We start from the raw sequence: 22974 nt of genomic DNA on the forward strand, positions 1-22974 counted from the left end.
TATGCTCCAGCTAGCGCGCTTCGACTAGTAAGCCGGTAACGGCATTGGGAAGTTGTGTGATCAAAACCTTGTCACCACTGCGTAGTTCATTACTTCGTACAAGGGTTAAACGATCGCCAGCTGGACTAGTCCAATCTCCTACGCGGATAATACTCAGCACTTCCAAACGTTGGTCAACAATACGGTAAATACGGTTTTGTCCATAGATAGCTAATTCGGGTAAGGCCGCAACATTCTTCTGTATAGGGAGTTTAACTTTGACTTGTAAATTCCGACCTACTTCAATGTTTTGGCTGCCACCTAAGCTAAAGAAGGCATCAATACCACCCTGACTAGACGAGGCTTCCGCCGATAACCGATCTAATGTTAGGCGATAGGTTCGGCCTTGATGAAAAGTGCTGGCTTCTAGTCCTCTACCAGAATCTGCCGTTTGCATCATCGGAAGGTATCTGGCAGGGATTTGGCTACGCAATTCGAGGCTTTGGATGTTATAAAGTTTAACAACTCGATCTCCATTACGCACACGGTTACCCAATGCCGTGTCTACACTCAGTACACGGCCATCAAAGGGCGCCACAATTTGAGTGCGTTCTACGTCAAGCAAAGCAAACTGAAGCTGAATCTTGCTTTGAGTCAACTGTGACTCAAGTTGCGCGATACGATTAGGATGGTCTGAAATAGTATTTTTACGGTTAAGTAAAGACAATTGCTGCTGAAACTTGCTTTGAGTCAACTGTGACTCAAGTTGCGCAATACGATTAGGATGGTCTGAATTAGTATTTTTACGGTTAAGTAAAGACAGTTGTTGTTGCTGCAGTGCTCGAGTGGCATCCTCTAGGCGTGAGGTAGGTGCTAATTTTTGTGCCACCAGTTGTTGTTGGCGTTCAAAATTCTTTTGGTTAACCGCCTGCAGTTGTTGTTCAATAAGTAGTGCTTGCTGGTTAGTTTTATCGCTATTTATTTCGCTCTTAATTAGCGCTTGAAAATTCGTTTGGTTAATGGCCAGCAGTTGTTGCTCAATAATAAATGCTTGCTGGTTAGTTTTATCACTATTTATTTCGCTCTTAATTCGCGCTTCAACATCCCTCACGCTGGCTTTTCGTTGGGCAAGTGTTAAACGTAATTCACTGTCATCTAGAACAACTAGCTTCTGCCCCTTTTTGATGCTATCTCCCCGGCTTATATTTACTTGGGTTACAAAAGCGCTCACTGTTGAACTTAATTGAGCCGTTTCACCAGCCTCGATTGACCCATAAAGAGTAATTTCTGGAGCAATATCTTGTAATTCCACTAATTGGCTTGAAACGCCCCACACTTGCTCAGTAACAGGTTTAGCAGGTGCTTTTGGTCTTGAGTTTTTGAGATGAACAAAGCCATATCCAGCTGCGCTAATAATAGCAATAGGAAGTAAAACTTTAGTCAAAAAGCTAAAAATAAAAGACTTGAGGCTCATGAAAAGTGACCTGTTGTGTGAGAAGTTAACTTGCAGCCAACGAAGCAAATAAAAATTGATCGTGAATGTTACAACAAAAAGATCTTATTTGATAACTTCACGCGCCAAGGTAAGCATACTTTACGCACCTTTACTTCTGGTCGAGATATTGAACATTTCTTTTAATGGTTTGGTCCCCAACTGTTTCCGCCATGGCTGCAGCAGCATATAATATCTGTCTGGTTATTATTAACTGTATTTAGGTAGGTTGCATGTCCTCTCAAGACTATAAAGATTACCGGCGTGAGTATGAAGCAGAAGGTTTGCGTCGACAAAACTTGGCTTTAGACCCATGGCAGCAATTTTCCCATTGGTTGAGTGAAGCCGAGGTGGCTTGCCCTCTCGACGCTACTTCTATGTCTTTAGCAACAGTTTCTGCGGCGGGCATGCCTAGTGCGCGTATCGTGCTTATGAAAAGTTACAACAATGATGGCCTGGTGTGGTACACGGATAGCCGCAGTAACAAAGGCCAGGATATCGCTCTTAACCCAAAAGCATCAGTGTTGTTTTATTGGCAACCATTGGAGCGGCAAGTACGAATTTCTGGCACAGTATCCCTAGTTCCAGAGGCCACTGCTGATGCCTATTTTATAAGTCGTCCTCGGGCCAGCCAATTGAGTGCTGCTGCCACACCCCAAAGCCAAGTGGTGTCAGGACTTGAGGATCTTGAATTCAGGGTGTCTCAGCTCGATCTACAAACTCAAGGCACCGCAATTGAACGACCACAGCCTTGGGTGGGCTTTTGTCTTCAACCATCACAGTTTGAGTTTTGGCAAGGCCGACCCAGTCGCTTGCACGACCGTTTTAGATATCAGCAGACGGGTGATGCTTGGTCCATTGATCGTTTAGCGCCATAATACCAAACATTATGAGACAACCTGTGATGATCAGTGCGTTGGGTGAATTGGCAATACGAAGGGTGCCATATTCTCGTAAAGAAACACTGCAGGCTTTTGATCAAGCCGATCTCCTAGCGTTAGATTACTTGCAGACAGAAGCCTTGTTGGATCCAAACTGTCGTGTGCTTGTTGTCAACGAAACATTTGGTGCCATCACCTGTGCTGTGACCAAGGCCTTGGCAACTATGGGTGGGCCACTGCCAACTTTGTGGAGCGATTCTCACCTTGCTCACCTTGGTTTGCAATATAATGCTCATGCTAACGGATTGCCTGTGGCTAATTTTGTGCAGGCTCAAGAGACGCCCCAAGGCCCCTTTGAAATCGTCATATTACGTTTACCTAAAAGTCATGCTTTGCTACGTGACCAGCTGCAAAGGGTTTTACCGCAATTAGCCCCAGGTGCATTGATTGTAATGCCTGCGATGGTTAAGCATATCGATAACGCTGTGTATCAGTTATTGGAGTCTTTGCTGGGCGTACTAAGCACCAGTTTAGCGCGAAAAAAGGCTCGCTTAATCTTTGCAGTAAACAATACAGTAGCGTTGGTGAAAAACTCAAAGGCTGAGGAAACACACTGGGACCTGCCATCGTTAGGGCTTTCCTTGCAGCATTTTAGTGGCGTGTTTAGCCGCACTAAGTTAGATCCTGGAGCACAAGTGCTGTTGCATCAATTTCCACAAGGGCCATACCAACGGGTGATTGATTTAGGTTGTGGTAATGGTGTGCAGGCCATTGCTGCTGCCAAAAAATGGCCCCAATGCCAAGTCATTGGAGTGGACGAATCCTATATGTCAGTGGCTTCAGCAATCATAAATGCAAACAATAATGGCGTCGGTGATCGGTGTCAGTTTAGGGTGAATGATTGTTTAACGGACATGGTTTCCCAATCGGCCGACTTGATTCTCTGTAACCCACCATTCCATCAAGAAAGAGTGGTTGGTGATCACATTGCTATGCGCATGTTTGCTCAGTCGGCGCAGGTGCTCACTAAAGAAGGTGAGCTTTGGGTGGTGGGTAATCGTCACTTAGGCTATCACGCTAAGCTTAAACGTTGGTTTAAGTGGGTGGAGCAAGTGGGCACTCACCCCAACTTTGTGGTGCTAAAAGCCCAGCTTTAGCAGTTTTTTTTGGCGCCAGTAATATTTGGGTTAAAGTTGCTTGGATTTTTTCCTATAATGGGGCGATAAAAGTCGGCAATGGCCTGCATGTCCGCATCCATGTTTTCGGTAGTATTAAGCATTTTCCCGATGCCGCCAGTGCGCGTGGCGAAATCGAAATAAGCCAAGGCTAGTGGTACCTTAGCACCTTTAGCCATGTGGTAAAAACCAGTTTTCCAGCGTGCTACATTGGCACGGGTGCCCTCTGGCGCTATGGCGAAAATCAAATTTTCGTTGCTGGCATAAATCTCAATGGATGCATCTACAAAATTTTTACTGGCTTCACGGTTAAGAGGGATGCCCCCTAACCAGCGCATAATAGGGCCCCTAATACCTTCGAATAGAGTGTGTTTGCCGATAAAGTATACTTTTAAACGTAAATGGTACGCCATGGCAATGCCAAGGGGAAAGTCCCAGTTAGACGTGTGTGGCGCGGCGATAATCAGGTAGCTGCCAGTAGCAGGCGCTACATTAACAACTTTCCAGCCGCTAAGCTTTAATACTAACCAAGAAAGTAGCCTAATAATGTGAATAACGCCAGGCGTATCGTGAATGGTAAAATGCATGGAAATGCGGGCCTAGGAGTAATTTTTGCGGTATTATAGCAGGTCGCTCATACCCATGAGTAATGTTTAATTTTATCAGCCCTAATCGAAGTATTAAGGGCGTATTGGAGTCACGAATGAAAATTGCCGAAAATAGCGTAGTTAGCTTCCATTACACCCTCACCAATGGTGCTGGCGAACTGGTTGATACCTCACGTGAAGGCGAGCCTTTGCCTTATCTACATGGTGCAAATAATATTGTACAAGGCTTAGAAGAAGCTCTTGAAGGCAAACAGTTAGGTGATAAATTGCAGGTAGAAGTGCCTCCCCATTTGGGTTACGGCGAGTACATGGAAGAAATGGTTCAACAAGTAGATCGTGAGATGTTCTCTGGTATTGAAACTCTAGAAGTAGGCATGCAGTTCCACGCTGAAGGCGACTCGGGCCAGCAGCAGGTGGTTACTATTACTGCCGTTGAAGGCGATATGGTGAGCGTGGACGGCAATCACGACCTAGCTGGCGAAATATTGAATTTTGATGTGGAAATCATGGATATCCGCGATGCTTCTGCGGATGAGCTATCCAATGGTCATATTCATGGCCCAGGCTGTAACCACTAACCTAGTTTCTTACCGGCCTCGATAGGTGGAGCTGTTTTAGCCCCACCTTTGACCCCCCTTTAGCCCCACTTTATAACTACTTAATCTAGAGCATGTGCCTAACATCATGGAAAAGACATATAACCCTAACGCCATCGAACAACAGTGGTACCAGCAATGGGAAGATAATAACTACTTTGCCCCGTCCGGCGAAGGCACTCCTTATAGTATTGTTATTCCGCCACCCAATGTCACGGGTAGTTTGCACATGGGGCATGCTTTTCAAGACACTATTATGGATGCCCTAACGCGATTTAAGCGTATGCAAGGGCATGATACATTATGGCAAGTGGGTACTGACCACGCCGGTATTGCTACACAAATGTTAGTGGAGCGAAAAATCCAGGCTGAGGAAGGTAAGACACGCCATGAATTAGGCCGTGATAAATTTCTAGAAAAAGTATGGGATTGGAAAGCAGAATCAGGTGGCACTATTACTCGCCAGTTACGTCGTATGGGTGCCAGTGTAGATTGGAGTCGCGAACGCTTTACCATGGACGATGGCTTTTATACAGCTGTGCAAGAAGCCTTTGTTCGATTGTATGACGAGGGTTTAATTTATCGTGGTAAACGATTGGTTAACTGGGATCCAAAACTACATACCGCAATTTCCGATTTAGAAGTTATTTCTACGGATGAAAAGGGTCACATGTGGCACTTGCGTTATCCTTTAGCAGCGGGCGCAACCACTGCTGATGGTAAAAATTATCTAGTTGTTGCTACCACACGCCCAGAAACCATGTTGGGCGATGCTGCCGTTGCAGTTCATTCTAAAGATGAGCGTTATCAACACCTTATTGGGCAATTTATAGAGTTGCCGTTAGTAGGCCGGTTAATTCCTGTCATTGCCGATGACTATGTAGATATGGAATTTGGTACGGGTTGTGTAAAAATCACCCCAGCCCATGACTTTAATGACTATGCGATGGGCCAGCGCCATGATCTTGGCATGATCAGCGTGCTAGATCACGATGCCGCCATCGTGCAAGTACCCCATGTATACACCACTGCAGGTATGGCGGTTGACGAGCATGATGAAACTATCCCAGCAGCTTATCGCGGTTTAGACCGATATGTGGCGCGGGATAAAATCGTTGCAGACCTTGATGCCATGAATTTGTTAGAGCAAGTTGAAGACCATGGCTTAAAAGTGCCACGTGGAGACCGTTCTGGCTTGGTCATCGAGCCCTTGTTAACGGATCAATGGTTTGTGAGCACCAAACCCTTGGCAGAACCAGCCATTGCCGCGGTGGAGGATGGCCGTATTGAATTTGTGCCTAAACAGTGGGAAAACACATACTTCTCTTGGATGCGTGACATCCAAGATTGGTGTATCTCGCGTCAACTTTGGTGGGGACACAGAATTCCTGCATGGTACGATGATGAAGGCGCCTTCTATGTAGGCCGTAGTGAGGAAGAAGTCCGTATAAAATACAATTTAGGTGATATCAACCTTAAGCAAGATGAAGATGTGCTCGACACTTGGTTCTCTTCTGGCTTGTGGACCTTTGGCACTTTAGGTTGGCCTAACTCTACGGAAGCTTTGGCCAAGTATCACCCAACGGACGTATTGGTAACGGGCTTTGATATAATTTTCTTCTGGGTAGCACGCATGATCATGATGACTATGCATCTAACCAAAGACGAGGATGGCGAAGCTCAAGTGCCTTTTAAAACCGTTTATGTACATGGTTTGGTGAGGGATCAAGACGGTGAAAAAATGTCTAAATCTAAGGGCAATGTGATTGATCCATTGGACTTAATTGATGGTATTGAGCTTGATGTGTTGTTAGAGAAGCGCACTGGCAACATGATGCAGCCCCAGCTCGCAAAAAAAATTGAAAAACAAACCTTAAAGCACTTTCCTAATGGTATTGCTTCATATGGTACTGACGCCTTGCGTTTTACCTTGTGTTCACTGGCTTCAACTGGACGAGACATAAAGTTTGATTTGGGTCGTATTGAAGGTAATCGCAACTTCTGCAATAAGATTTGGAACGCCACTAACTATGTGTTGATGAATTGTGAAGAGCAGGATTGTGGTCAAGCTGGTGGTGAAGTTGAGCTGAGTTTGGCAGATCGCTGGATCCTATCAAGGTTGCAAAAAGCTGAACAAAAAGTGATTGAGTCTATGGGGGTCTATCGCTTCGATCACGCCGCAGAAGCGCTATACCACTTTATTTGGAGCGAATATTGCGATTGGTACTTAGAGCTATCTAAACCTGTGTTATGGGATGATAATGCAACTGAAGTCCAGCTACGTGGCACCCGCCGAACCTTAGTTCGTGTATTAGAAGCAGTGTTGCGTTTGGCTCACCCGTTGATGCCATACATTACTGAAGAAATTTGGCAAAAGCTTAAAGGCCTTGTAGGTGTTGAGGGTGATAGCATTATGCTCCAACCTTATCCAATTGCTGATGAAAGTAAGGTTGATGAAATTGCTGAAACAGACTTAAACTGGGTGCGTGGCATTATAGATGGTGTGCGCAATATTCGTGGTGAAATGAATATCTCGCCGGGTAAACCTGTACCTGTATTGCTAAAGCAAGGTGACACTGCAGATCGGCAGCGTCTCAACACCAATAGCCAGTTCCTTATTAAGTTGGCTAAGTTAGAGTCTATCACTTGGATGGAAGAGGGTGCAGAGGCACCACTGAGTGCTACGGCATTGGTTGGTGAGCTAGAAGTGTTGGTGCCTATGGCAGGCCTCATTGATAAAAACGCAGAGCTTGGGCGCTTAAACAAAGAGCTTGGCAAGTTACAAGGCGAAATTAAGCGCCTTGGTGGCAAGCTGGGTAATGCAAAATTTGTTGATAAGGCCCCTGTACAAGTTATCGAAAAGGAACGTACTAAGTTAAAGGATGCTGAAACTGCTGCCAGTACTCTGCAGCAGCAAGTGGCGAAAATTGAAGGAATTTAATCCTGCTTAAGCAGGCCTTTTTGTGGTGAAAGGGGAACAGCCCCTCCCGTCAAGTCGGTAAAGGACGGTGTATTAATTGACTTTCCTTTTAATGTGGTGATAGACTGTGCTCCGCACTAGCCTGACCGTTATGTGTGAAGATCCAAACCGTAAATTTGCGCAGTAACAGATGTCATCTGTTTGATAACCCGCGCAGATGAAGGCGGTTTGTCAAATTAATTTAGTAGCAAAGAGTAACAATATGAGCAAAGGTACAGTGAAGTGGTTTAATGCCGATAAAGGTTTCGGTTTCATCACTCCAGAAGATGGTGGTAAGGATTTATTCGTACATCACTCTGAAATCCGCAATGGCGGCGGTTACGCCACTTTGAACGACGGTCAAGCCGTAGAATTCGAAGTTGGCCAAGGCCAAAAAGGCCCTTGTGCCAACAATGTTGTTCCTTCTTAATTAGTTAAGAAAATAACATTACAAAAAACGCCGCTTCTAGCGGCGTTTTTTTTGTCTTAAAAAAATTGACGTCACCCATGCTGGTAAGGTGAAAGTTAGTTCCCACCGAAGTTACTGAGCATTATCATGAGTAAACAAATAAATGCTAGTTTTGATCGTAATCAAAAATGTGTTTATGGATGCCTTATATTGGTACGGTGAAGCGACCCGTATCTTTAGGTGGGGATCACTTTGTCACTGGCGGTATTTTGCAAGCCTTGGGTGGCCCTCAATCAAAGCTAATTGATAGTGAGCCTGACTGCATTTTACATTTTGATAGCCATACTGACTGTTTTAGTAATATGGAAACACTTTCTGGGGGCCAAAAGATCAGCAGCCCACTGGGCTTTATATTTAGTCTAGCAAGGTAATGTAGATGCTCATCATAGTGTACAGATTGGTATTCGAGGTAATGCTCGAACCTTGGATTGGCTGAAGCCTAGTTATGAACATGGTTATGATGTGATTACCATGGACCGGTACAAGCAAATTGGCGCTCAGCAAAGCATTGACATTATCCGTGAGCGCATTGGTGATAGGCCGGTTTATATTACCCTCGATTTAGATTGCCTAGACCCTACTGTGGCCCCAGACGTGTCTAACATAGAGGCAGGTTGCCAAGGCTTTATGATGGATCAGGTTATGGAACTACTACAGGCAACACGGGGTATGAATATTATTGGTGGGGATGTTGTTTGTTTAATGCCACAAAAGACAGCCCCAATCAAATCACGGCCATAGTGGCGATGGCTATTATGTTTGAAATGATTAGTTTAATTGCAGACAGGCTTCATTCAAGTTAGAGCTTGTGATACTGCATAGTGCGGCCCAGTTGGCTATATTTGGCGTAGTGATCTCTTGCTGTTTTTAACATGTCTGCTTCTTGCACTACTAGTTCTATAATACGGTCAAATTTTTCAGGAGCCGGTTCTTGGCTTAGGTTAATACATATCTCATGATGATGAGGCTGGGCTAAACCCGGTGTTGATGGGTGGCCCAGAACCACGATCGCCTGGGCATCTTCGTGCGCGTATATGTGGGGGATAAAAGAATCGGGTTGGAAGGCCCAAATGTATTGGTTTAGGTGGCGAGCTTCTGCATCATCACGGCAGATGATGTAGACCTGTTGCCCAACCCCTAAACACTTTTCAAGCAAACGACACAGTAATGGATAGCGGCTAGCCGGATCGTCAGATTTTAGCTGATAAAAATCCGCTCGAAGCATGGCTATGCCTGATTAACTAAGTGTTGAACCAGCAGCGGTACACAACGTCCTGTGGAGCCTTTTTTGGCACCGGAGGTCCAAGCGGTGCCAGCGATATCTAAATGTGCCCAAGTGAAACTTTCGGTAAAGCGTGACAAGAAGCACGCAGCAGTAATAGTGCCCGCAGCACGGCCACCAATATTACCTAAATCAGCAAAGTTGCTGTCTAGCTGTTCTTGGTATTCTTCGCCCATAGGTAATTGCCATACATTATCAAAAGCTTGCTTGCCGGCCGCCATCAGGCTTACAGCAAATTCGTCATCATTACTCAATACTGCACTAGTGTGGTGGCCAAGGGCAATAATACAAGCGCCTGTAAGGGTAGCAACATCAACCACAGTTTTAGGGTTAAAACGCTCAGCATAGGTTAAGGCATCACATAAAACGAGGCGGCCTTCAGCGTCGGTATTAAGGACTTCCACAGTTTTACCAGACATTGTGGTATAGATATCACCTGGCTTAGATGCGGTGCTTGAAGGCATATTTTCTGCACTCGCCACGATAGCAACAACGTTGGCTTTGAGGTCTATGTCGATAACGGCCTGCATGGCCCCAATAACACTCGCTGCACCACACATGTCGTACTTCATTTCGTCCATTGCAGCACCTGGCTTAATACTAATGCCCCCAGAATCGAAGGTAATACCTTTACCGACTAATACATGGGGCTGGACACCTTGTTCACCCCCTTGGTAGTTGATGACGATCAGTTTGGAGGGCTCTGCGCTGCCTTTACCGACAGACAGTAACGAATGCATACCTAAGGTTTCCATTTCGGCTTCTTCCAACACTTGGGTAGTGACCTTGTTAGATCCCGCTGCCAATTTGTGGCCTTGTTCAGCTAAGAAACTAGGGGTACATATGTTACCGGGAAGATTGCCTAGATCACGGCACAAGTTCATTGCTTGAGCAGTGGCTACAGATTGGTTTAACTGAGCCTGCGCACTGGTGTCGGCCACTAACGCCATATGAGGACTAGGTGGTACTTCCTTAGTAGTAGTTTTGAACTGATCAAAACGATAACAGGCCTGAACCATGGCTTCGACCGTAAGGCGCACTTTGCTCTGTAGATCCAAGTTTTTTGTATCTACAGTGGTTAGCTGGTTCAATACCCTAGGACCGGGGTTAGCGCTTATGTGTGACCATGCCGATTGAATTAGCTGTCGGTACTTACGGCCACTGAGCTCGTCCGCAGCACCGGTACCAATGACTAAAATACGGTCTGGGCCAGCACCTGTATTAAGGAACAATTGGCTGGTCTTGAACTTGCTAGACAAATCACCGCTGGCGATGGCATGGGAGATAGCACCATTAAGTAATTTGTCGGCTATCTTGAGACTATCGGTCGTTAGAGTGTCATTGCCTTCTGCCACCTTAGCCAGGGGTAAAATAACGCTAGCCGCGGTATCAAGTTGAGAGGCGTCCTGTTGCAAAGAAAATTCCATGTTGTCTCCGTGATGATGTTACAAATGAATGGCCTTGTGAAGTTCAAGACAATGGTGAAATTTTACGCCAAATTGGCCTCTGTCTCTAGGGATGTATGGCGATAATGTGGCTTAAATCTTCGTTTTGTTAAAAATCTGATACACTTAGGGCCATTGTTAGCGTTAGCCAGCTATTAGTCTGTTAAGAAGCCAATCATTTGCCCATAATTACTCGATACATCAACAAAGAAGTGCTGATAAGTGCGTTAGCAGTGAGTATGGTTTTACTGTTGATTATATCTAGTAGCCGCTTTGCCCATTACCTCAGTAAAGCCGTTACTGGTGAGCTTGATGCCCAAGCCGTGTTGGCTATTATCGTCAATTTACTGCCAGCATACTTAAGTACACTGCTGCCCTTGGGTGGTTTTCTAGGGGTGTTACTCACCTTAGGGAAGCTGAGTGTCGACAACGAACTTACAGTGCTGTTTGCTAACGGGGTAAGCCAACAGCAATTAGTGCAGATGGTGTTGGTACCCTTATCAATATTGGCAGTGTTAGTTGCTACTTTGAGTCTCTGGCTAGCCCCAGAGGCTTCCCGTAATGTCGAAGAGATTCTCTACCAACAATCTCACACGACTGAATTTGACAGTGTGGTGGCTGGACGATTCCAGGGCAATATCGAACGCCAAGTTATTTATGCCGAAACCATGTCTGATGATCGTCAGCAGCTACTCAATGTGTTTGTTTTTAATAGGCCAGAGGTCAGTGCGCCCTCGGTAATAATTAAGGCAACTTCAGCTCGGCAGGTATTCAATGAAGCCTACCAAACGCGTTATTTGTTACTTAAAGAAGGTTCAAGAACTGAGGGTCAACCAGATCAACTGGATTATAACGTGACGCGGTTTGAAGAGTTGGCAGTACGTTTGTATACCGAAGAGTTGCAAATAGACATTACCCGCGGTTTTACCCTGCCTACACTCATGCTCATTGGTTCTGATAATGCTGACCACAGGGCCCAACTTTATTGGCGTATTTCCCTTCCTTTGATGACCCTTATTGTGAGTTTTGTAGCCATTGCTTTAGGCCAAGTTAATCCACGCAAAGGACGCTTTGCCAGTCTGCTTCCAGCAGTTTTGGTTTATTTAGTTTATTTGTCGGTGTTAACAACTTTGCGTGATGATATGACTAGAGCGGCTGCTAATGCGGACATAAAAATATGGCTTTTACACAGCGCTTTCTTATTGTTGGGTTTGATTTTATTGTTTGGGCGGCAATGGTTGAGACAGCTGGTCAGAGAAGGTGATTCTAATGCACCTGCTTGATCTATATATTGCGCGTCATATATGGGCTGCAGTGGCCATTGTGTTACTGGTTATTCTAGGGTTAGATGTAATGATTGCATTTGGCAGCGAGTTAGATGCATTAGACAAAGGCGCAAACTTAAAGCAAGTACTAACATACATTGTATTAACTGTACCCAGAAGGGTATACGAATTTATGCCACTAACGGTGTTGGTAGGTTGCTTGGTAGGTTTGGGTGCTTTGGCCAATAACAGTGAACTTACGGTGATGCGTGCGGCTGGTGTATCTTTGCGGCGTATTGTTTGGTCCGTTATGCAGGCCGTGTCTGTGTTTGTTGTGGTGGCCGCCATCGTAGGAGAGTTTGTCGCCCCAGTAAGCCAGCAAATGGCCGAAATTGAACAGTCTCAATATAAGGGTGTGGCATCGACTAAGGGTTTTTGGTTGCGCGAAGGCAATGATTATGTATTTGTACGATCTGTGAGGTCTGACGGGGTATTGCAAAGTGTCTCTCGTTACCGTTTTACCGATCATGATTGGCAACAGACCTTGGTCGCGGAAAAAGGCGTTTATGAAGATCAACAGTGGACATTGCAACGGTTGCAAAAAGTTTCGGTAGAAAATCAAAATATCATCCAGCAAGGGCAAGAAACCATGCCTTGGTCCGTTTCTTTAAAACCCCACTTGTTATCCATTTTGAGTATGGACCCACAACATCTAGCTATTGATGACTTGGTGCAATACAGTCAGTATCTAGATCAGAGTGGGTTAGACGCGGCGTCTTATGACTTGGCTTTTTGGAAAAAAATCTTACAACCCTTAGCAACCTTTGCGTTAGTTTTTGTTGCTATTTCCTTCGTGTTTGGTTCCGCTCGGTCGGTAACTTTAGGTCAAAGAGTGCTGGTAGGAGTAATGGTGGGGTTGGCCTTTAATTACGTTCAGGAAGTATTAGGCCCAGCCAGTAGTGTGTTTGGTTTCACCCCGCTTTTTGCTTACTTATTACCCATCTTAGTGTGCGTTGCTGGTGGGGCCTGGCTGTTACGTAAAGCAGGTTAGAACTAGGCTTTGGGTAGTTGTACAACGCGGCTATTAGACCAGCGGTCATGCCAACTTAATTTGTTGCTATCAAAGATGATCCACCAATACCCTATGCCTAATGCTAGGGCCGAAAATATGGCAGCCATAAAGCGCAATAAAGCTTGTTTTGCGCTTAAGGGCTGGCCTTGATCAGATTCTACCCGCAAGCGCCAAGCAATCATGCCTAAGGTTTGTCCAGACCGAGTCCAAAACAAAGCGAAAAACAAGAAAGTAACGATAAATACTGTGCTATTAAACAATGGACCAGAGACAGCTTCGCCGTCATTAAAAGCAATAAATACGTAACCTACAAGCATCCACAAGGCCATTATTAATAAGCTATCGTACACCATGGCTAGCAGGCGTTTAATCAAGCTAGCGTTAGGGTGATTGTGAGTTTTAAAACGTCGGTTGCTCATATCACTGAACAATCACAATAGGTGCTAGTATAGTGCTTTTTTAAAGTTTTCTGTTTGTGTAGGTAAAACGAAAATGGCGATGATAATGATGCCAGAAGCAATCGAAAATATTGGGTCATGTGTTAAGTCGCTGGGTAATAATGAGCCATGATGATAGCACAAAGTAATGCTATTTCGAGACCAAGTGAGCTACTAAATAGGCAAAGTATGATGGCTTAGCTACACCATGGCTTATGTTGTATTGGTATTGGTTCCTTTTTAAAGGAGAAGTGAATAGTATTAAGGCTGATGCTTTGGCAACCTTAGTTGAATTCCAATTCAAAGTCCCGCATCTACTAACCTAAAACCAAGCAATGATCACGGATTTCATATGCCAGAAACTCATGTTAATCGCTGTAGTTGGCCTACAAAAGATGAGCAATATCTAACTTACCATGATCAAGAGTGGGGCCGACCGGTGCATGATGACGATCGACTATTTGAGCAACTTGTATTAGAAGGTGCTCAGGCTGGATTGTCTTGGATCACTATACTCAAGCGCCGACATCATTATAAGCGTGTCTTCTGCCAGTATGATGTAGTTACGTTGGCAGCATTTACTGAGCATGATATTGCTGCAGCGCTGCAAGATAAGGGCATTATCCGCAACCGTTTGAAGGTCCAAAGTGTAGTCAACAACGCTGCAAAATTCATTGACATTCAACAAGAATTTGGTAGCTTTGACGCCTATATCTGGGGTTTTGTTGACGGTGTCACTATAGTTAATAAGTTTGAAAAAAACGCTAATATTCCCACCCAAACCGAGCTTTCCGCCCGGATTGCCAAAGACCTAAAAAAACGTGAATTTAAGTTTGTTGGACCTATTGGTATGTATGCCTACATGCAGTCCATTGGCATGGTTAATGATCATTTAACAAGTTGCTTTTGTTATTCAGAGTGCTGTTAAGAGTGAGTATGAAGCGCGCAATTGGGTGGATTTTAGCCGTTGTATTGTTAGTCGTGATGGGTGGCTTTTTACTAGTGACTTATCAACAAGCTGATTATTTGGTGCATCACCCGTTGGAGGCGCGCACCCCTGCAACGCACCAGCCGCAATATTTTGATCTACAAGTGCAAGAAGTGGTATTACTCAACCCAAATAGACAGAAGCTTCATGGCTATTTCTCAGCCAGTAATAATGGTGCATATGTAATGTTGCAACATGGATTCAAAGCTAATCGTGGTTACATGCTAGAAGAAGCCAAAATATTACAAGAGGCAGGTTATGGCATATTAGTAACAAGTATCAGAGCCCATGATCTAAACGACGGTGATGAAATTACTTTTGGTGTGAGAGAAATGGATGACCTTAACACTTGGTATAACTATCTAATGAACGTACAAGGTGTGGCAAAAGGTAAGGTGGGTTTGTTGGGTAATTCTATGGGTGGGGCTATGGTAATTGAATATGCTGCGCTTAATCAGGACATTGCAGCAGTGGTTGCTGTGAGTGCATTTTCTTCGTTACAAGATACCATTAATGTTTCAGTTGAATACTTCACAGGGTTGCCTGCTTTTCCTTTTGCGCCAATGATTTCGTTTTGGGCAGAAACTATACTGGGCATGGATGTAGCGCAGGCTAATACGGCTAAAGCCGCTGCAAAGTTGTGTAATACACCGTTGTTTATTATGCAAGGTGGACAAGACATTGTAGTGTCAGTGGAAAGTGGTCAGTGGATTTATGATGCAGCCTGTGGTGATAAAGAGTTGTGGTTTGAGGAAGCCCTCGGGCACGCTAAATTTGACACAAAAAAACCCGATGAGTTCAAGCATCGGGTTATTGAATTCTTCGATAAGTCTTTATTGTAAGGGGTGGTTAAAATTGCGCACCAATGCTTACGTTAAAGCCAGAAGAGGTGGCTTTGGTACTAGTTTTAGCTAAAGTAGTAGTTGTGGATTGATACCCGATGTTTAATACTAAAGCATCCATTAACCCCACATTAAAATCAAATCCAACCTCCAAATCGTCAAACATATTGGTAGTGCTGGTGCCGATCTTGAGTGCTAAGCTTGAAGCTTCACCGGTACTTATGTGGTGCATAGCTCCCAGCATCATTAAAGTTTCACTATTGCTCCCTACTTTTGTTCTGTTGGAGCTGAAATAGGTAGACGTGTCTTCCCCGAGACGATAACGTACACCGAAGTCCATGAATTCAACTTTCGTGTTTGCTGCGTCTAAAGCACTGCTGGAACTCAGCATGAAGCCTAATTTGTCATTAATAGCCATTTCTGCGCTAATGTGTGCTTTGTTTCCACTGAGGGTATAAAGAGTGCTGTTGACGTAGACTTTTCCGCTGGCTGAATTAACACCAGCAGTGACTTGACTACCTGCCGCCATACTTGTGGCAGGTATGACTAAACAAACTGCCATGGCAGTTGCTGTTAACGCTTGGCTTAATATTTTCATGTTCACTTTTCCTTAATTATTCAAATAATCGGCAAAACTTGGACCTATTATGGGGCCATACTGTTTTTTGTGCAATTAATTGGATTGCATGAGTTTGGCTCATGTTTAGGTCGAAAGCTTCACCCAGCAAGGCAGTAAAGGCTTGTACTATAGTTACATTATTGAAATTAATTCATGGAAGCCTGCCTTATGAACTTATCTAATGCCTTTCTAACACCCCGCGTATCTTATGCCTCAGTTTACCAAGCTGCATCAGTGGCAGCATTATGTTGCCCTGCCTGTGGCACTCCCCAAGAAGATGAGCTGCAGGTTCTGCAGCCGTGTAAACACCTCGCATGTGTATACGACCAAGAAGCTCAGCAATTTACTTTTAAGAGTGATAACTTTAAACAACGTTTAGCATTGTCACAAACCTCTATTACTGATGAGTTAGACTCCCACGTGTTGGCTCAACTGGGTTATGGTGATGGGCTTTTGGCATTGGATTTAACCCGCGCGGGATGTTGGAGTCGTGAGCTCTTTGCCTTCGATTTTAATGCCGACTAGGGATTCCTTATTTGCACACTAGAGCCGTTTGCTCTTTAATAAGCGCTATTGCTCATTTGCTATAGGTTATGTTGATGTCAGAGACGCATCATCAGGTTATACAGATCCTCACCGAGGATGATCAGATTACTCTGCAGGTTCACCTGTGGCCAGTTAATGATGCTAAGGGTTGGGTGCACATCATACACGGCATGAGTGAGCATGGTTGGCGCTATGACCATGTGGCAAAAGAGCTGAATAATGTGGGCTTTAATGTTAGTGCTGATGATCATCGGGGGCACGGACTCACCGGTAAAGGCATTATTAGTCTTGGCCACGTAGCTAACCAAAACGGTTGGCATAAAATGGTGTCGGATCAGGCTGAAATTGTTACACATCTTCAGCAAAGGTGGCCCCAACCCCTCACCATCCTAGGCCACAGTATGGGGTCTTTTTTAGCCACAAGGGTAGTGCAGCGATATGCCAAAAAGTTCTCCAAGCAACTTCAAGGGTTAGTACTTTCGGGGTCTAATTACAGCCCGCCTTGGTTGTTTCGTATAGGGTCTGTAATTGCCTCATTTGAGAGATGGCGCCAAGGGCCATTGGGTAAAAGCAAACTGCTAGAACAATTATCTTTCGGCCGCTTTAATAACAATTTCAAACCTGTCCGCACCCCTAAAGATTGGATAAGTTCAGATCCGACAGTGGTGGATGCATACATTGCCGACCCGCTAGCAGGTCACAGTATTAGTAACCAGTTCTGGTTTGACTTTATGAACGGCCTAGCTGAACTGTCTGAGCCTGATGCTATGGCGCAAATAAATAATGATTTACCCATCTATCTATTTGCTGGTGATAAAGACCCCGTCGGCAAGCAGGGCAAAGGAGTTATTGCATTGCAAAAGGCGCTGCAACGGGCCGGATCAAAACAGGTAGATTGCTGTTTGTACCCCAGTGGTCGTCACGAAATGTTCAATGAGCCAAACAAACAACAAGTCATTAGCGACTTGTTGGTTTGGTTAAGTAAACGTTGATGCTAGATACCTTTGTTGTAGAAACGTTTGATGCTAAAGATAGTGCAGCCTTAGTGGCCTTGTGGCAAACCTGCGATCTAGTCAAACCATGGAACGACCCCATTAAAGACATTAACCGTAAGCTTAAAGACTGTGTGGGTGGGTTGTTCGTTATCCATGATGAAAGCAAACTCATTGGCAGTGTTATGGTAGGTTATGACGGTCACCGCGGTAGTGTGTATTATTTAGCAGTTCATCCACACTATCAGGCACAGGGTCTAGGGTGTTTATTAATGAATCACTGCGAGACCTTTTTATTAGCCCTAGAATGCCCTAAAATAAATCTCTTTGTGCGCGATACCAATGTTGCCGTATTAGAGTTCTATGGCAACCGTGGGTATGCCCTAGATGCTTCAAAGACGCTAGGAAAACGCCTCATAGCAGATGATTAAGGTCAATATATGACACTGACTACATGGTTTTCACTGGTAGCAATTTGCTGTTTAGGTGCTATGTCGCCTGGGCCAAGTTTAGCAGTGGTGTTAAGGCATACTATTAGTAATGGCCGCGCCCACGGTATGGCTACAGCTGTTAGTCATGCAGCAGGTGTAGCCTTATGGGCTTTGCTCACGGTATGGGGCCTAGCGATACTGGTGGTGGAATGGCCACTCATTTATAAGCTGCTTACTTACGCTGGGGCCATGTATTTGATGTGGATGGGCATCAAAGCATTGCGCTCAAAAGGTACTGGCCCCTTGCAAGTAGAACCTATTATAGCGCCTATGAGCGAAGCGGCTAGAGATGGATTAATGGTGTCTCTACTGAACCCAAAGCTGGCATTTTTCTTTATCGCACTATTCTCTCAGTTTGTTTCTGCTGAGTTGGTTATGGCAGACAAACTTATTATGACGGGCACGGCTGCAGTAATTGATGCCGTTTGGTATATCATTGTGGCGCTGGCTTTATCTCAATCGAAAGTGCTTGAAAAGTTGCAGTCACAATCGGCCACCATCGATAAGATTAGTGGCGTCATATTGTTGGGTTTAGGCCTGCGCGTACTCACATTATAGTGACGCTATAGGTTGCAGCCAGTTATCGGTTGGGTAATGACATGCATCGTCTACCAGATGCAAAGTAAAGGCTTGGCGAGAGCGGTTTGAGGTATTGGCTGCACTGTAGTGGGGTAGTTGACCATGCAGGATGATGAGCGTACCTGCAGGCACTTCTAGCAATTCCAATGATCGTGTGGGCCATGGTTTATCGTCTAAACATTCAAATTCGGTGCCGCCATTATTTAATAACTTAAAACGTTGCTTCAGGGCAATGTGGTGGCCCCCTGGCAACGCCTGTAAACAGCCGTTTTCGACCGTAGCGTCTTCTAATGCAAGCCAAAATCCAATACAACTTTTAGGCTCTGTATACAAGAAAGTAGAGTCTTGATGTAGGCCTACCTCACCGCCAATACTAGGTTGTTTAAAGATGTGCATAGACTGTATTGCACGTGGTTTTTTGATCCCCAGTTCTCGGCCCACAGTCGCAAAATCCAACTCTTTAACCATGGTTTTATACACGGGATCTAACAGGTGTTGGGCATGGCCTATTTTGTTGATGGATTGTTGTTTGGGCACTGTAAAGTGGCCTTCACTATCAATTGCTTTCTCCTCAAAGAAAAACCCAATGCCACTGCCTGATTCTAAAAAGTAATCATCACTAGAGCGTTCTTGCTCATCGGTGGTGAAGATGGAGCGCTTTTGTGGTGGTTCAAATGATTCAATGAGGTCTGCTGCACGCTGCATTAACACTTGGCGCTGGGCAGGTGATATAAAATCGTTGATAACAAGGTAGCCTTGTTGATCATACTCTTGAAGTTGCTGAGAGCTAAGCATAATTAATGTCCTAAAACCAAAGGCTGACTTTTGCATAAAACAACGCAATATACAAAACCTTTATCCAATGTTTTTATCGAGGAGGTGTCAAAAATCGTTGTAATATATAGTTACGTATGTAACTATATGGCAAATATTAATTCCGTAGGACTTGTTAATGAATGATTTATTTGCTAACCCCGCAGGCCTATGCGGTTTTGAGTTTGTTGAATTTGCTTCGCCAAAAGCAGGCGTATTAGAACCCATTTTTGAAATGATGGGATTTAGTCATGTGGCTAATCACCGTTCTAAGGATGTAAGCCTCTATCGTCAGGGTGGTATCAACTTCATCATTAACAATGAGGCTAATAGCTTGGCTGCATTTTTTGCTGAAGAGCATGGGCCTTCAGCCTGTGGCATGGCTTTTAGGGTAAACGATGCAAAAGCATCCTATGAACATGCCTTGTCTTTAGGAGCTCAACCCATTGATATTCCAGTAGGACCGATGGAATTGCGCTTACCTGCAATAAAAGGTATCGGTGGCGCGCCTATCTATTTGATAGATCGCTTCCACGAAGGAGCGTCAATCTACGACATCGATTTTGAGTTTATCAAAGGTGTCAATCGCTACCCAGAAGGCTGTGGTTTCTTCGAAATTGATCATCTAACGCATAACGTATACCGTGGTCGTATGCAGCATTGGGGGGATTTCTACGAAAAACTATTTGGTTTTAGAGAGTTGCACTATTTTGACATCAAAGGCGAATATACTGGCCTTACTTCCCGTGCTATGACCGCACCTGATGGCAAAATCCGTATTCCCTTAAATGAAGAGGCTGCTGGAGGTTCGGGTCAAATTGAAGAATTTTTAATGCAATTTAATGGGGAAGGCATTCAACACATCGCCTTGATTTGTGACGACCTGCTGGCTTGTTGGGATAGGCTTAAATCCCAAGGAGTACCCTTTATGACTGCACCATCTAACTCTTATTATGAGATGTTAGAGGGGCGTTTACCTGACCATGGCGAGCCTACATACGAACTACAAAACCGAGGCATCCTGCTAGATGGCAGCACAGGTGATGGTGAGCCTAAGTTACTATTACAAATATTTTCCAAAACACTGTTAGGGCCAGTGTTTTTTGAATTCATTCAACGCAAACAAGGTGATGGTTTTGGCGAAGGTAACTTCCAAGCGTTGTTTGAATCCATAGAGCGGGACCAACTATATCGCGGAGTTATCTAGTCCTTTCAGAGGGTTATGACCCTGTTGAAAAAAGGAATGTAAAATGAAAGTAACACAGATCCACCATGTGGCGTATCGCTGTAAGGATGCGAAGCAAACTGTAGAATGGTATGGAAAATACCTAAACATGGATTTTATTCTAGCCATTGCAGAAAACGAGGTGCCATCGACTAAAGAGCCCGATCCTTACATGCATGTGTTCTTAGATGCAGGTCAGGGCAATGTATTGGCATTTTTTGAATTGCCAACTCATCCCAGTATGCAGCTAGACCGAAACACACCTGCCTGGTGTCAGCACTTAGCTTTGCAGGTGGAAACAATGGATGACCTCCTCACTACCAAAGCCTCCTTAGAAGCCGATGGAATCAATGTCATTGGCCCGACTAACCACACTATTTTTAAATCAATTTACTTCTTTGATCCAAGTGGTCACCGCTTAGAATTGGCGCTAAATACCAATACCCTCACTATGGAAAAACGTTTGGATGAGGTGAAATGGGATATGCTCAATGAATGGGCAGAAACAAAAAAAGCGCCTAGTCATGGGCGCTGGATGCACCAATAAAGGTTTTCTGTATGCTCAATGCCACACATGATCCAAGTCTTACTAGCTGGGTAATAAGTGCTAACAAAGAAGGCGCAAACTTTCCAATTCAAAACCTGCCGTTTGGTGTATTTACCTCTGCCAATAATCATCAACCACACGTCGGTGTGGCCATTGGTAACGACATTGTTGATCTCTATTTATTGGCACAAGAAGGTTTGTTAGGTTTAAACGCTATTGTATTTGATCAAGAAGATATCAACGAGTTTATGGCTCAAGGACACTCTGTGTGGACAAAGTGCCGCAGGGATTTGTCTAAACTCTTGAGCAGTCAAGATTCAATCATTCAGCAACAAGTGGGTCTGGCGTTGGTGCCGCAAACTGACGCGACCCTATTGTTACCTATTAAGGTGGAAGGCTATACAGATTTTTATGCCTCCAAAGAGCATGCCACCAATGTAGGCACTATGTTCCGTGATCCAAAAAATGCCCTTATGCCCAACTGGTTACATATTCCCATTGGTTACAATGGCCGTGCTAGTACTGTTGTTGTGAGTGGTACCGATGTCCGTAGGCCGTTAGGTCAGCTAAAATCACCTACAGCCAGCGAGCCTCATTTTGGTCCCACCCAAAAACTAGATATTGAGCTCGAAATGGGAGCCATAGTGGGCACTCCGAATGAGATGGGTGCTCCGCTCACCGTAGCGCAAGCCCAAGCCAATATATTTGGGTTTGTTTTGCTTAATGACTGGAGTGCACGTGATATACAGGTTTGGGAATACCAGCCATTAGGGCCGTTTCAGGCTAAAGCCTTTGCTACGACTATCTCACCTTGGGTAGTAACTCAAGAAGCGTTAGAACCTTTCAAAGTACATGGCCCAAAGCAGCAGCCTAAACCCCTAGCTTACCTTACCCAAAGTCATGCAGGTAACTACGATGTTGAATTGCAGGTGGATATTCAAACCCAATCGTCATCCGTATCTCAAACCATTAGCCAAACCAACTTCAAGGCCATGTATTGGTCGAGCGCTCAGCAGCTTGCCCACCATTCAAGTAGTGGTTGCGCTATGCAAACAGGGGATTTGTTAGGGTCTGGCACTATTAGCGGCAGTACCAAGGAGTCTCTAGGTAGTTTGCTTGAGCTCACATGGAATGGGCAAAACCCCTTGCTGTTGGCAAATGGTGAAGAGCGTCAGTTTGTAGAAGATGGCGATACCTTAACCCTGCGAGGACACTGCCAAGGTCAGGGTTATCGTATTGGTTTTGGATCAGCGGTAGGCAGAATACTGTCAGCCCACGAGTTATAAGTTAAAGCCAATCAATGGTGTTTTCGCCCTCGACATCAATATTTAACCATTGATCTGGGGCATCGCCTTCTTGCCAGCTAGAAGCGACACAACGCACAGTTGACTGGAAGTGTTCAAAGGCTTGTTGGGCGCAGGCTTTATCATTAGCCCAGGGGGTGCTTTTGGTATTAAACCAAACACTACTAAAGTTGCTTTGAACCTTGTTAAGCACGATTATTTCAAACTCTGATTGTTGGTTGCCAGCACCAGCAAAGGTGGCCCAATAGGCCTGACGTTTAGGGCTAGAGCCTTGCACGTCTAGACTAGATGTACAGGTTTCTAACCAAACTTTAATAGCTTCTGGGCTGGCAGATTTAATATAAATTTCGATATCAGTTTGCGTCATG

Annotated in this window: 26 protein-coding genes; 18 read left to right on the forward strand and 8 right to left on the reverse strand. The window is 44.7% G+C overall.

Going from position 1 to position 22974, the window contains the following annotated elements:
• Nucleotides 1–10: 10 nt before the first annotated feature.
• Complete coding sequence (locus ABXT70_RS01670) at nucleotides 11–1453, reverse strand: efflux RND transporter periplasmic adaptor subunit (RefSeq protein ID WP_443641449.1); 1443 nt, start codon at nucleotides 1451–1453, stop codon at nucleotides 11–13.
• A gap of 251 nt (nucleotides 1454–1704) precedes the next feature.
• Here ABXT70_RS01670 and pdxH point away from each other — a divergent pair, with 251 nt between their 5' ends.
• Together pdxH and ABXT70_RS01680 are read left to right on the forward strand one after the other, a co-directional pair.
• Nucleotides 1705–2349, forward strand: coding sequence for a pyridoxamine 5'-phosphate oxidase (gene pdxH, locus ABXT70_RS01675; RefSeq protein WP_443641450.1), 645 nt, complete (start codon nucleotides 1705–1707; stop codon nucleotides 2347–2349).
• 26 nt (nucleotides 2350–2375) lie between these two features.
• A complete protein-coding gene (locus tag ABXT70_RS01680; protein ID WP_443641451.1) occupies nucleotides 2376–3509 on the forward strand; it encodes a methyltransferase in 1134 nt (377 codons plus the stop codon).
• Here the strand turns inward: ABXT70_RS01680 and ABXT70_RS01685 are convergent.
• Nucleotides 3506–4114, reverse strand: coding sequence for a lysophospholipid acyltransferase family protein (locus tag ABXT70_RS01685; RefSeq protein ID WP_443641452.1), 609 nt, complete (start codon nucleotides 4112–4114; stop codon nucleotides 3506–3508). The genes ABXT70_RS01680 and ABXT70_RS01685 overlap by 4 nt on opposite strands.
• Nucleotides 4115–4230: 116 nt before the next feature.
• On the opposite strand from ABXT70_RS01685, the gene ABXT70_RS01690 reads away from it, so the two are divergent.
• The 5 genes from ABXT70_RS01690 to ABXT70_RS01710 all read left to right on the forward strand — a co-directional run bounded on the left by ABXT70_RS01690 (nucleotide 4231) and on the right by ABXT70_RS01710 (nucleotide 8900).
• The gene (locus ABXT70_RS01690; protein WP_443641453.1) at nucleotides 4231–4713 is read left to right on the forward strand and encodes an FKBP-type peptidyl-prolyl cis-trans isomerase; all 483 of its coding nucleotides are present in this window, start codon (nucleotides 4231–4233) and stop codon (nucleotides 4711–4713) included.
• Between the two features lie 106 nt (nucleotides 4714–4819).
• A complete protein-coding gene (locus ABXT70_RS01695; RefSeq protein ID WP_443641454.1) occupies nucleotides 4820–7672 on the forward strand; it encodes a valine--tRNA ligase in 2853 nt (950 codons plus the stop codon).
• Nucleotides 7673–7913: 241 nt separating this feature from the next.
• Nucleotides 7914–8120 carry a cold-shock protein gene (locus ABXT70_RS01700; RefSeq protein WP_046484454.1) on the forward strand — a complete coding sequence of 69 codons (207 nt, stop codon included), beginning with the start codon at nucleotides 7914–7916 and terminating at the stop codon, nucleotides 8118–8120.
• A 179-nt stretch (nucleotides 8121–8299) separates the two neighbouring features.
• The gene (locus tag ABXT70_RS01705; protein ID WP_443641455.1) at nucleotides 8300–8530 is read left to right on the forward strand and encodes an arginase family protein; all 231 of its coding nucleotides are present in this window, start codon (nucleotides 8300–8302) and stop codon (nucleotides 8528–8530) included.
• Nucleotides 8531–8582: 52 nt separating this feature from the next.
• The gene (locus tag ABXT70_RS01710; protein ID WP_443641456.1) at nucleotides 8583–8900 is read left to right on the forward strand and encodes an arginase family protein; all 318 of its coding nucleotides are present in this window, start codon (nucleotides 8583–8585) and stop codon (nucleotides 8898–8900) included.
• Nucleotides 8901–8958: 58 nt separating this feature from the next.
• Here the strand turns inward: ABXT70_RS01710 and ABXT70_RS01715 are convergent, their stop codons facing one another.
• Both ABXT70_RS01715 and ABXT70_RS01720 read right to left on the reverse strand, forming a co-directional pair.
• The gene (locus ABXT70_RS01715; protein ID WP_443641457.1) at nucleotides 8959–9384 is read right to left on the reverse strand and encodes a DNA polymerase III subunit chi; all 426 of its coding nucleotides are present in this window, start codon (nucleotides 9382–9384) and stop codon (nucleotides 8959–8961) included.
• Nucleotides 9385–9386: 2 nt separating this feature from the next.
• Nucleotides 9387–10868, reverse strand: a complete 1482-nt coding sequence (locus ABXT70_RS01720) for a leucyl aminopeptidase (RefSeq protein ID WP_443641458.1) — start codon at nucleotides 10866–10868, stop codon at nucleotides 9387–9389.
• Between the two features lie 197 nt (nucleotides 10869–11065).
• Here ABXT70_RS01720 and lptF point away from each other — a divergent pair, with 197 nt between their 5' ends.
• Nucleotides 11066–12169 carry an LPS export ABC transporter permease LptF gene (gene lptF / locus ABXT70_RS01725; RefSeq protein ID WP_443641459.1) on the forward strand — a complete coding sequence of 368 codons (1104 nt, stop codon included), beginning with the start codon at nucleotides 11066–11068 and terminating at the stop codon, nucleotides 12167–12169.
• Nucleotides 12156–13202: an LPS export ABC transporter permease LptG gene (gene lptG, locus ABXT70_RS01730; RefSeq protein ID WP_443641460.1), complete on the forward strand. Its 1047-nt coding sequence runs from the start codon at nucleotides 12156–12158 to the stop codon at nucleotides 13200–13202. Before lptF ends, lptG begins: the two co-directional genes overlap by 14 nt.
• 2 nt (nucleotides 13203–13204) lie before the next feature.
• Here the strand turns inward: lptG and ABXT70_RS01735 are convergent, their stop codons facing one another.
• Nucleotides 13205–13642, reverse strand: a complete 438-nt coding sequence (locus tag ABXT70_RS01735; protein ID WP_443641461.1) for an RDD family protein — start codon at nucleotides 13640–13642, stop codon at nucleotides 13205–13207.
• 370 nt (nucleotides 13643–14012) lie between these two features.
• On the opposite strand from ABXT70_RS01735, the gene ABXT70_RS01740 reads away from it, so the two are divergent.
• Nucleotides 14013–14588 (forward strand): DNA-3-methyladenine glycosylase I, encoded by a 576-nt coding sequence (locus ABXT70_RS01740; RefSeq protein ID WP_443641462.1) that lies wholly within the window; start codon nucleotides 14013–14015, stop codon nucleotides 14586–14588.
• A gap of 8 nt (nucleotides 14589–14596) precedes the next feature.
• Nucleotides 14597–15490 carry an alpha/beta hydrolase gene (locus ABXT70_RS01745; RefSeq protein ID WP_443641463.1) on the forward strand — a complete coding sequence of 298 codons (894 nt, stop codon included), beginning with the start codon at nucleotides 14597–14599 and terminating at the stop codon, nucleotides 15488–15490.
• A 7-nt stretch (nucleotides 15491–15497) separates the two neighbouring features.
• Here ABXT70_RS01745 and ABXT70_RS01750 read toward each other — a convergent pair whose 3' ends face one another.
• On the reverse strand, nucleotides 15498–16088 hold the full coding sequence (locus ABXT70_RS01750; protein ID WP_443641464.1) for a hypothetical protein: 591 nt from the start codon (nucleotides 16086–16088) through the stop codon (nucleotides 15498–15500).
• A 189-nt stretch (nucleotides 16089–16277) separates the two neighbouring features.
• On the opposite strand from ABXT70_RS01750, the gene ABXT70_RS01755 reads away from it, so the two are divergent.
• The 4 genes from ABXT70_RS01755 to ABXT70_RS01770 all read left to right on the forward strand — a co-directional run bounded on the left by ABXT70_RS01755 (nucleotide 16278) and on the right by ABXT70_RS01770 (nucleotide 18696).
• Nucleotides 16278–16634, forward strand: coding sequence for a hypothetical protein (locus tag ABXT70_RS01755; RefSeq protein WP_443641465.1), 357 nt, complete (start codon nucleotides 16278–16280; stop codon nucleotides 16632–16634).
• A 74-nt stretch (nucleotides 16635–16708) separates the two neighbouring features.
• A complete protein-coding gene (locus ABXT70_RS01760) occupies nucleotides 16709–17647 on the forward strand; it encodes an alpha/beta fold hydrolase (RefSeq protein ID WP_443641466.1) in 939 nt (312 codons plus the stop codon).
• Nucleotides 17647–18078: a GNAT family acetyltransferase gene (locus ABXT70_RS01765; RefSeq protein ID WP_443641467.1), complete on the forward strand. Its 432-nt coding sequence runs from the start codon at nucleotides 17647–17649 to the stop codon at nucleotides 18076–18078. Before ABXT70_RS01760 ends, ABXT70_RS01765 begins: the two co-directional genes overlap by 1 nt.
• Nucleotides 18079–18087: 9 nt before the next feature.
• A complete protein-coding gene (locus ABXT70_RS01770; protein WP_443641468.1) occupies nucleotides 18088–18696 on the forward strand; it encodes a LysE family translocator in 609 nt (202 codons plus the stop codon).
• Here the strand turns inward: ABXT70_RS01770 and ABXT70_RS01775 are convergent.
• Nucleotides 18691–19512 carry a phytanoyl-CoA dioxygenase family protein gene (locus ABXT70_RS01775; RefSeq protein ID WP_443641469.1) on the reverse strand — a complete coding sequence of 274 codons (822 nt, stop codon included), beginning with the start codon at nucleotides 19510–19512 and terminating at the stop codon, nucleotides 18691–18693. The two genes, ABXT70_RS01770 and ABXT70_RS01775, sit on opposite strands and share 6 nt — an antisense overlap.
• A 157-nt stretch (nucleotides 19513–19669) precedes the next feature.
• Between ABXT70_RS01775 and hppD the strand changes: the two genes are divergently transcribed.
• From hppD to fahA, 3 genes are read left to right on the forward strand one after another with little or no spacing between them, the layout of a single operon-like run.
• The gene (gene hppD, locus ABXT70_RS01780) at nucleotides 19670–20737 is read left to right on the forward strand and encodes a 4-hydroxyphenylpyruvate dioxygenase (RefSeq protein ID WP_443641470.1); all 1068 of its coding nucleotides are present in this window, start codon (nucleotides 19670–19672) and stop codon (nucleotides 20735–20737) included.
• A gap of 43 nt (nucleotides 20738–20780) precedes the next feature.
• Complete coding sequence (locus tag ABXT70_RS01785; RefSeq protein WP_443641471.1) at nucleotides 20781–21302, forward strand: VOC family protein; 522 nt, start codon at nucleotides 20781–20783, stop codon at nucleotides 21300–21302.
• A gap of 11 nt (nucleotides 21303–21313) precedes the next feature.
• Nucleotides 21314–22588 carry a fumarylacetoacetase gene (fahA, locus tag ABXT70_RS01790; protein WP_443641472.1) on the forward strand — a complete coding sequence of 425 codons (1275 nt, stop codon included), beginning with the start codon at nucleotides 21314–21316 and terminating at the stop codon, nucleotides 22586–22588.
• A gap of 1 nt (nucleotide 22589) precedes the next feature.
• Here the strand turns inward: fahA and ABXT70_RS01795 are convergent, their stop codons facing one another.
• The gene (locus tag ABXT70_RS01795) at nucleotides 22590–22973 is read right to left on the reverse strand and encodes a hypothetical protein (protein WP_443641473.1); all 384 of its coding nucleotides are present in this window, start codon (nucleotides 22971–22973) and stop codon (nucleotides 22590–22592) included.
• Nucleotide 22974: the final 1 nt, after the last annotated feature.

The sequence above is a fragment of the Candidatus Njordibacter sp. Uisw_039 genome (assembly GCF_047730075.1).
Lineage (GTDB): Bacteria > Pseudomonadota > Gammaproteobacteria > Pseudomonadales > Balneatricaceae > Njordibacter.

Coding starts and splice junctions, on each gene's coding strand:
- ABXT70_RS01670 (WP_443641449.1), bottom strand. CDS start 1,453: ATGAGCCTCAAGTCTTTTATTTTTAGCTTTTTGACTAAAGTTTTACTT.
- pdxH (WP_443641450.1), top strand. CDS start 1,705: ATGTCCTCTCAAGACTATAAAGATTACCGGCGTGAGTATGAAGCAGAA.
- ABXT70_RS01680 (WP_443641451.1), top strand. CDS start 2,376: ATGATCAGTGCGTTGGGTGAATTGGCAATACGAAGGGTGCCATATTCT.
- ABXT70_RS01685 (WP_443641452.1), bottom strand. CDS start 4,114: ATGCATTTTACCATTCACGATACGCCTGGCGTTATTCACATTATTAGG.
- ABXT70_RS01690 (WP_443641453.1), top strand. CDS start 4,231: ATGAAAATTGCCGAAAATAGCGTAGTTAGCTTCCATTACACCCTCACC.
- ABXT70_RS01695 (WP_443641454.1), top strand. CDS start 4,820: ATGGAAAAGACATATAACCCTAACGCCATCGAACAACAGTGGTACCAG.
- ABXT70_RS01700 (WP_046484454.1), top strand. CDS start 7,914: ATGAGCAAAGGTACAGTGAAGTGGTTTAATGCCGATAAAGGTTTCGGT.
- ABXT70_RS01705 (WP_443641455.1), top strand. CDS start 8,300: ATGCCTTATATTGGTACGGTGAAGCGACCCGTATCTTTAGGTGGGGAT.
- ABXT70_RS01715 (WP_443641457.1), bottom strand. CDS start 9,384: ATGCTTCGAGCGGATTTTTATCAGCTAAAATCTGACGATCCGGCTAGC.
- ABXT70_RS01720 (WP_443641458.1), bottom strand. CDS start 10,868: ATGGAATTTTCTTTGCAACAGGACGCCTCTCAACTTGATACCGCGGCT.
- lptG (WP_443641460.1), top strand. CDS start 12,156: ATGCACCTGCTTGATCTATATATTGCGCGTCATATATGGGCTGCAGTG.
- ABXT70_RS01735 (WP_443641461.1), bottom strand. CDS start 13,642: ATGAGCAACCGACGTTTTAAAACTCACAATCACCCTAACGCTAGCTTG.
- ABXT70_RS01740 (WP_443641462.1), top strand. CDS start 14,013: ATGCCAGAAACTCATGTTAATCGCTGTAGTTGGCCTACAAAAGATGAG.
- ABXT70_RS01745 (WP_443641463.1), top strand. CDS start 14,597: ATGAAGCGCGCAATTGGGTGGATTTTAGCCGTTGTATTGTTAGTCGTG.
- ABXT70_RS01750 (WP_443641464.1), bottom strand. CDS start 16,088: ATGAAAATATTAAGCCAAGCGTTAACAGCAACTGCCATGGCAGTTTGT.
- ABXT70_RS01755 (WP_443641465.1), top strand. CDS start 16,278: ATGAACTTATCTAATGCCTTTCTAACACCCCGCGTATCTTATGCCTCA.
- ABXT70_RS01760 (WP_443641466.1), top strand. CDS start 16,709: ATGTCAGAGACGCATCATCAGGTTATACAGATCCTCACCGAGGATGAT.
- ABXT70_RS01765 (WP_443641467.1), top strand. CDS start 17,647: ATGCTAGATACCTTTGTTGTAGAAACGTTTGATGCTAAAGATAGTGCA.
- ABXT70_RS01770 (WP_443641468.1), top strand. CDS start 18,088: ATGACACTGACTACATGGTTTTCACTGGTAGCAATTTGCTGTTTAGGT.
- ABXT70_RS01775 (WP_443641469.1), bottom strand. CDS start 19,512: ATGCTTAGCTCTCAGCAACTTCAAGAGTATGATCAACAAGGCTACCTT.
- hppD (WP_443641470.1), top strand. CDS start 19,670: ATGAATGATTTATTTGCTAACCCCGCAGGCCTATGCGGTTTTGAGTTT.
- ABXT70_RS01785 (WP_443641471.1), top strand. CDS start 20,781: ATGAAAGTAACACAGATCCACCATGTGGCGTATCGCTGTAAGGATGCG.
- fahA (WP_443641472.1), top strand. CDS start 21,314: ATGCTCAATGCCACACATGATCCAAGTCTTACTAGCTGGGTAATAAGT.
- ABXT70_RS01795 (WP_443641473.1), bottom strand. CDS start 22,973: ATGACGCAAACTGATATCGAAATTTATATTAAATCTGCCAGCCCAGAA.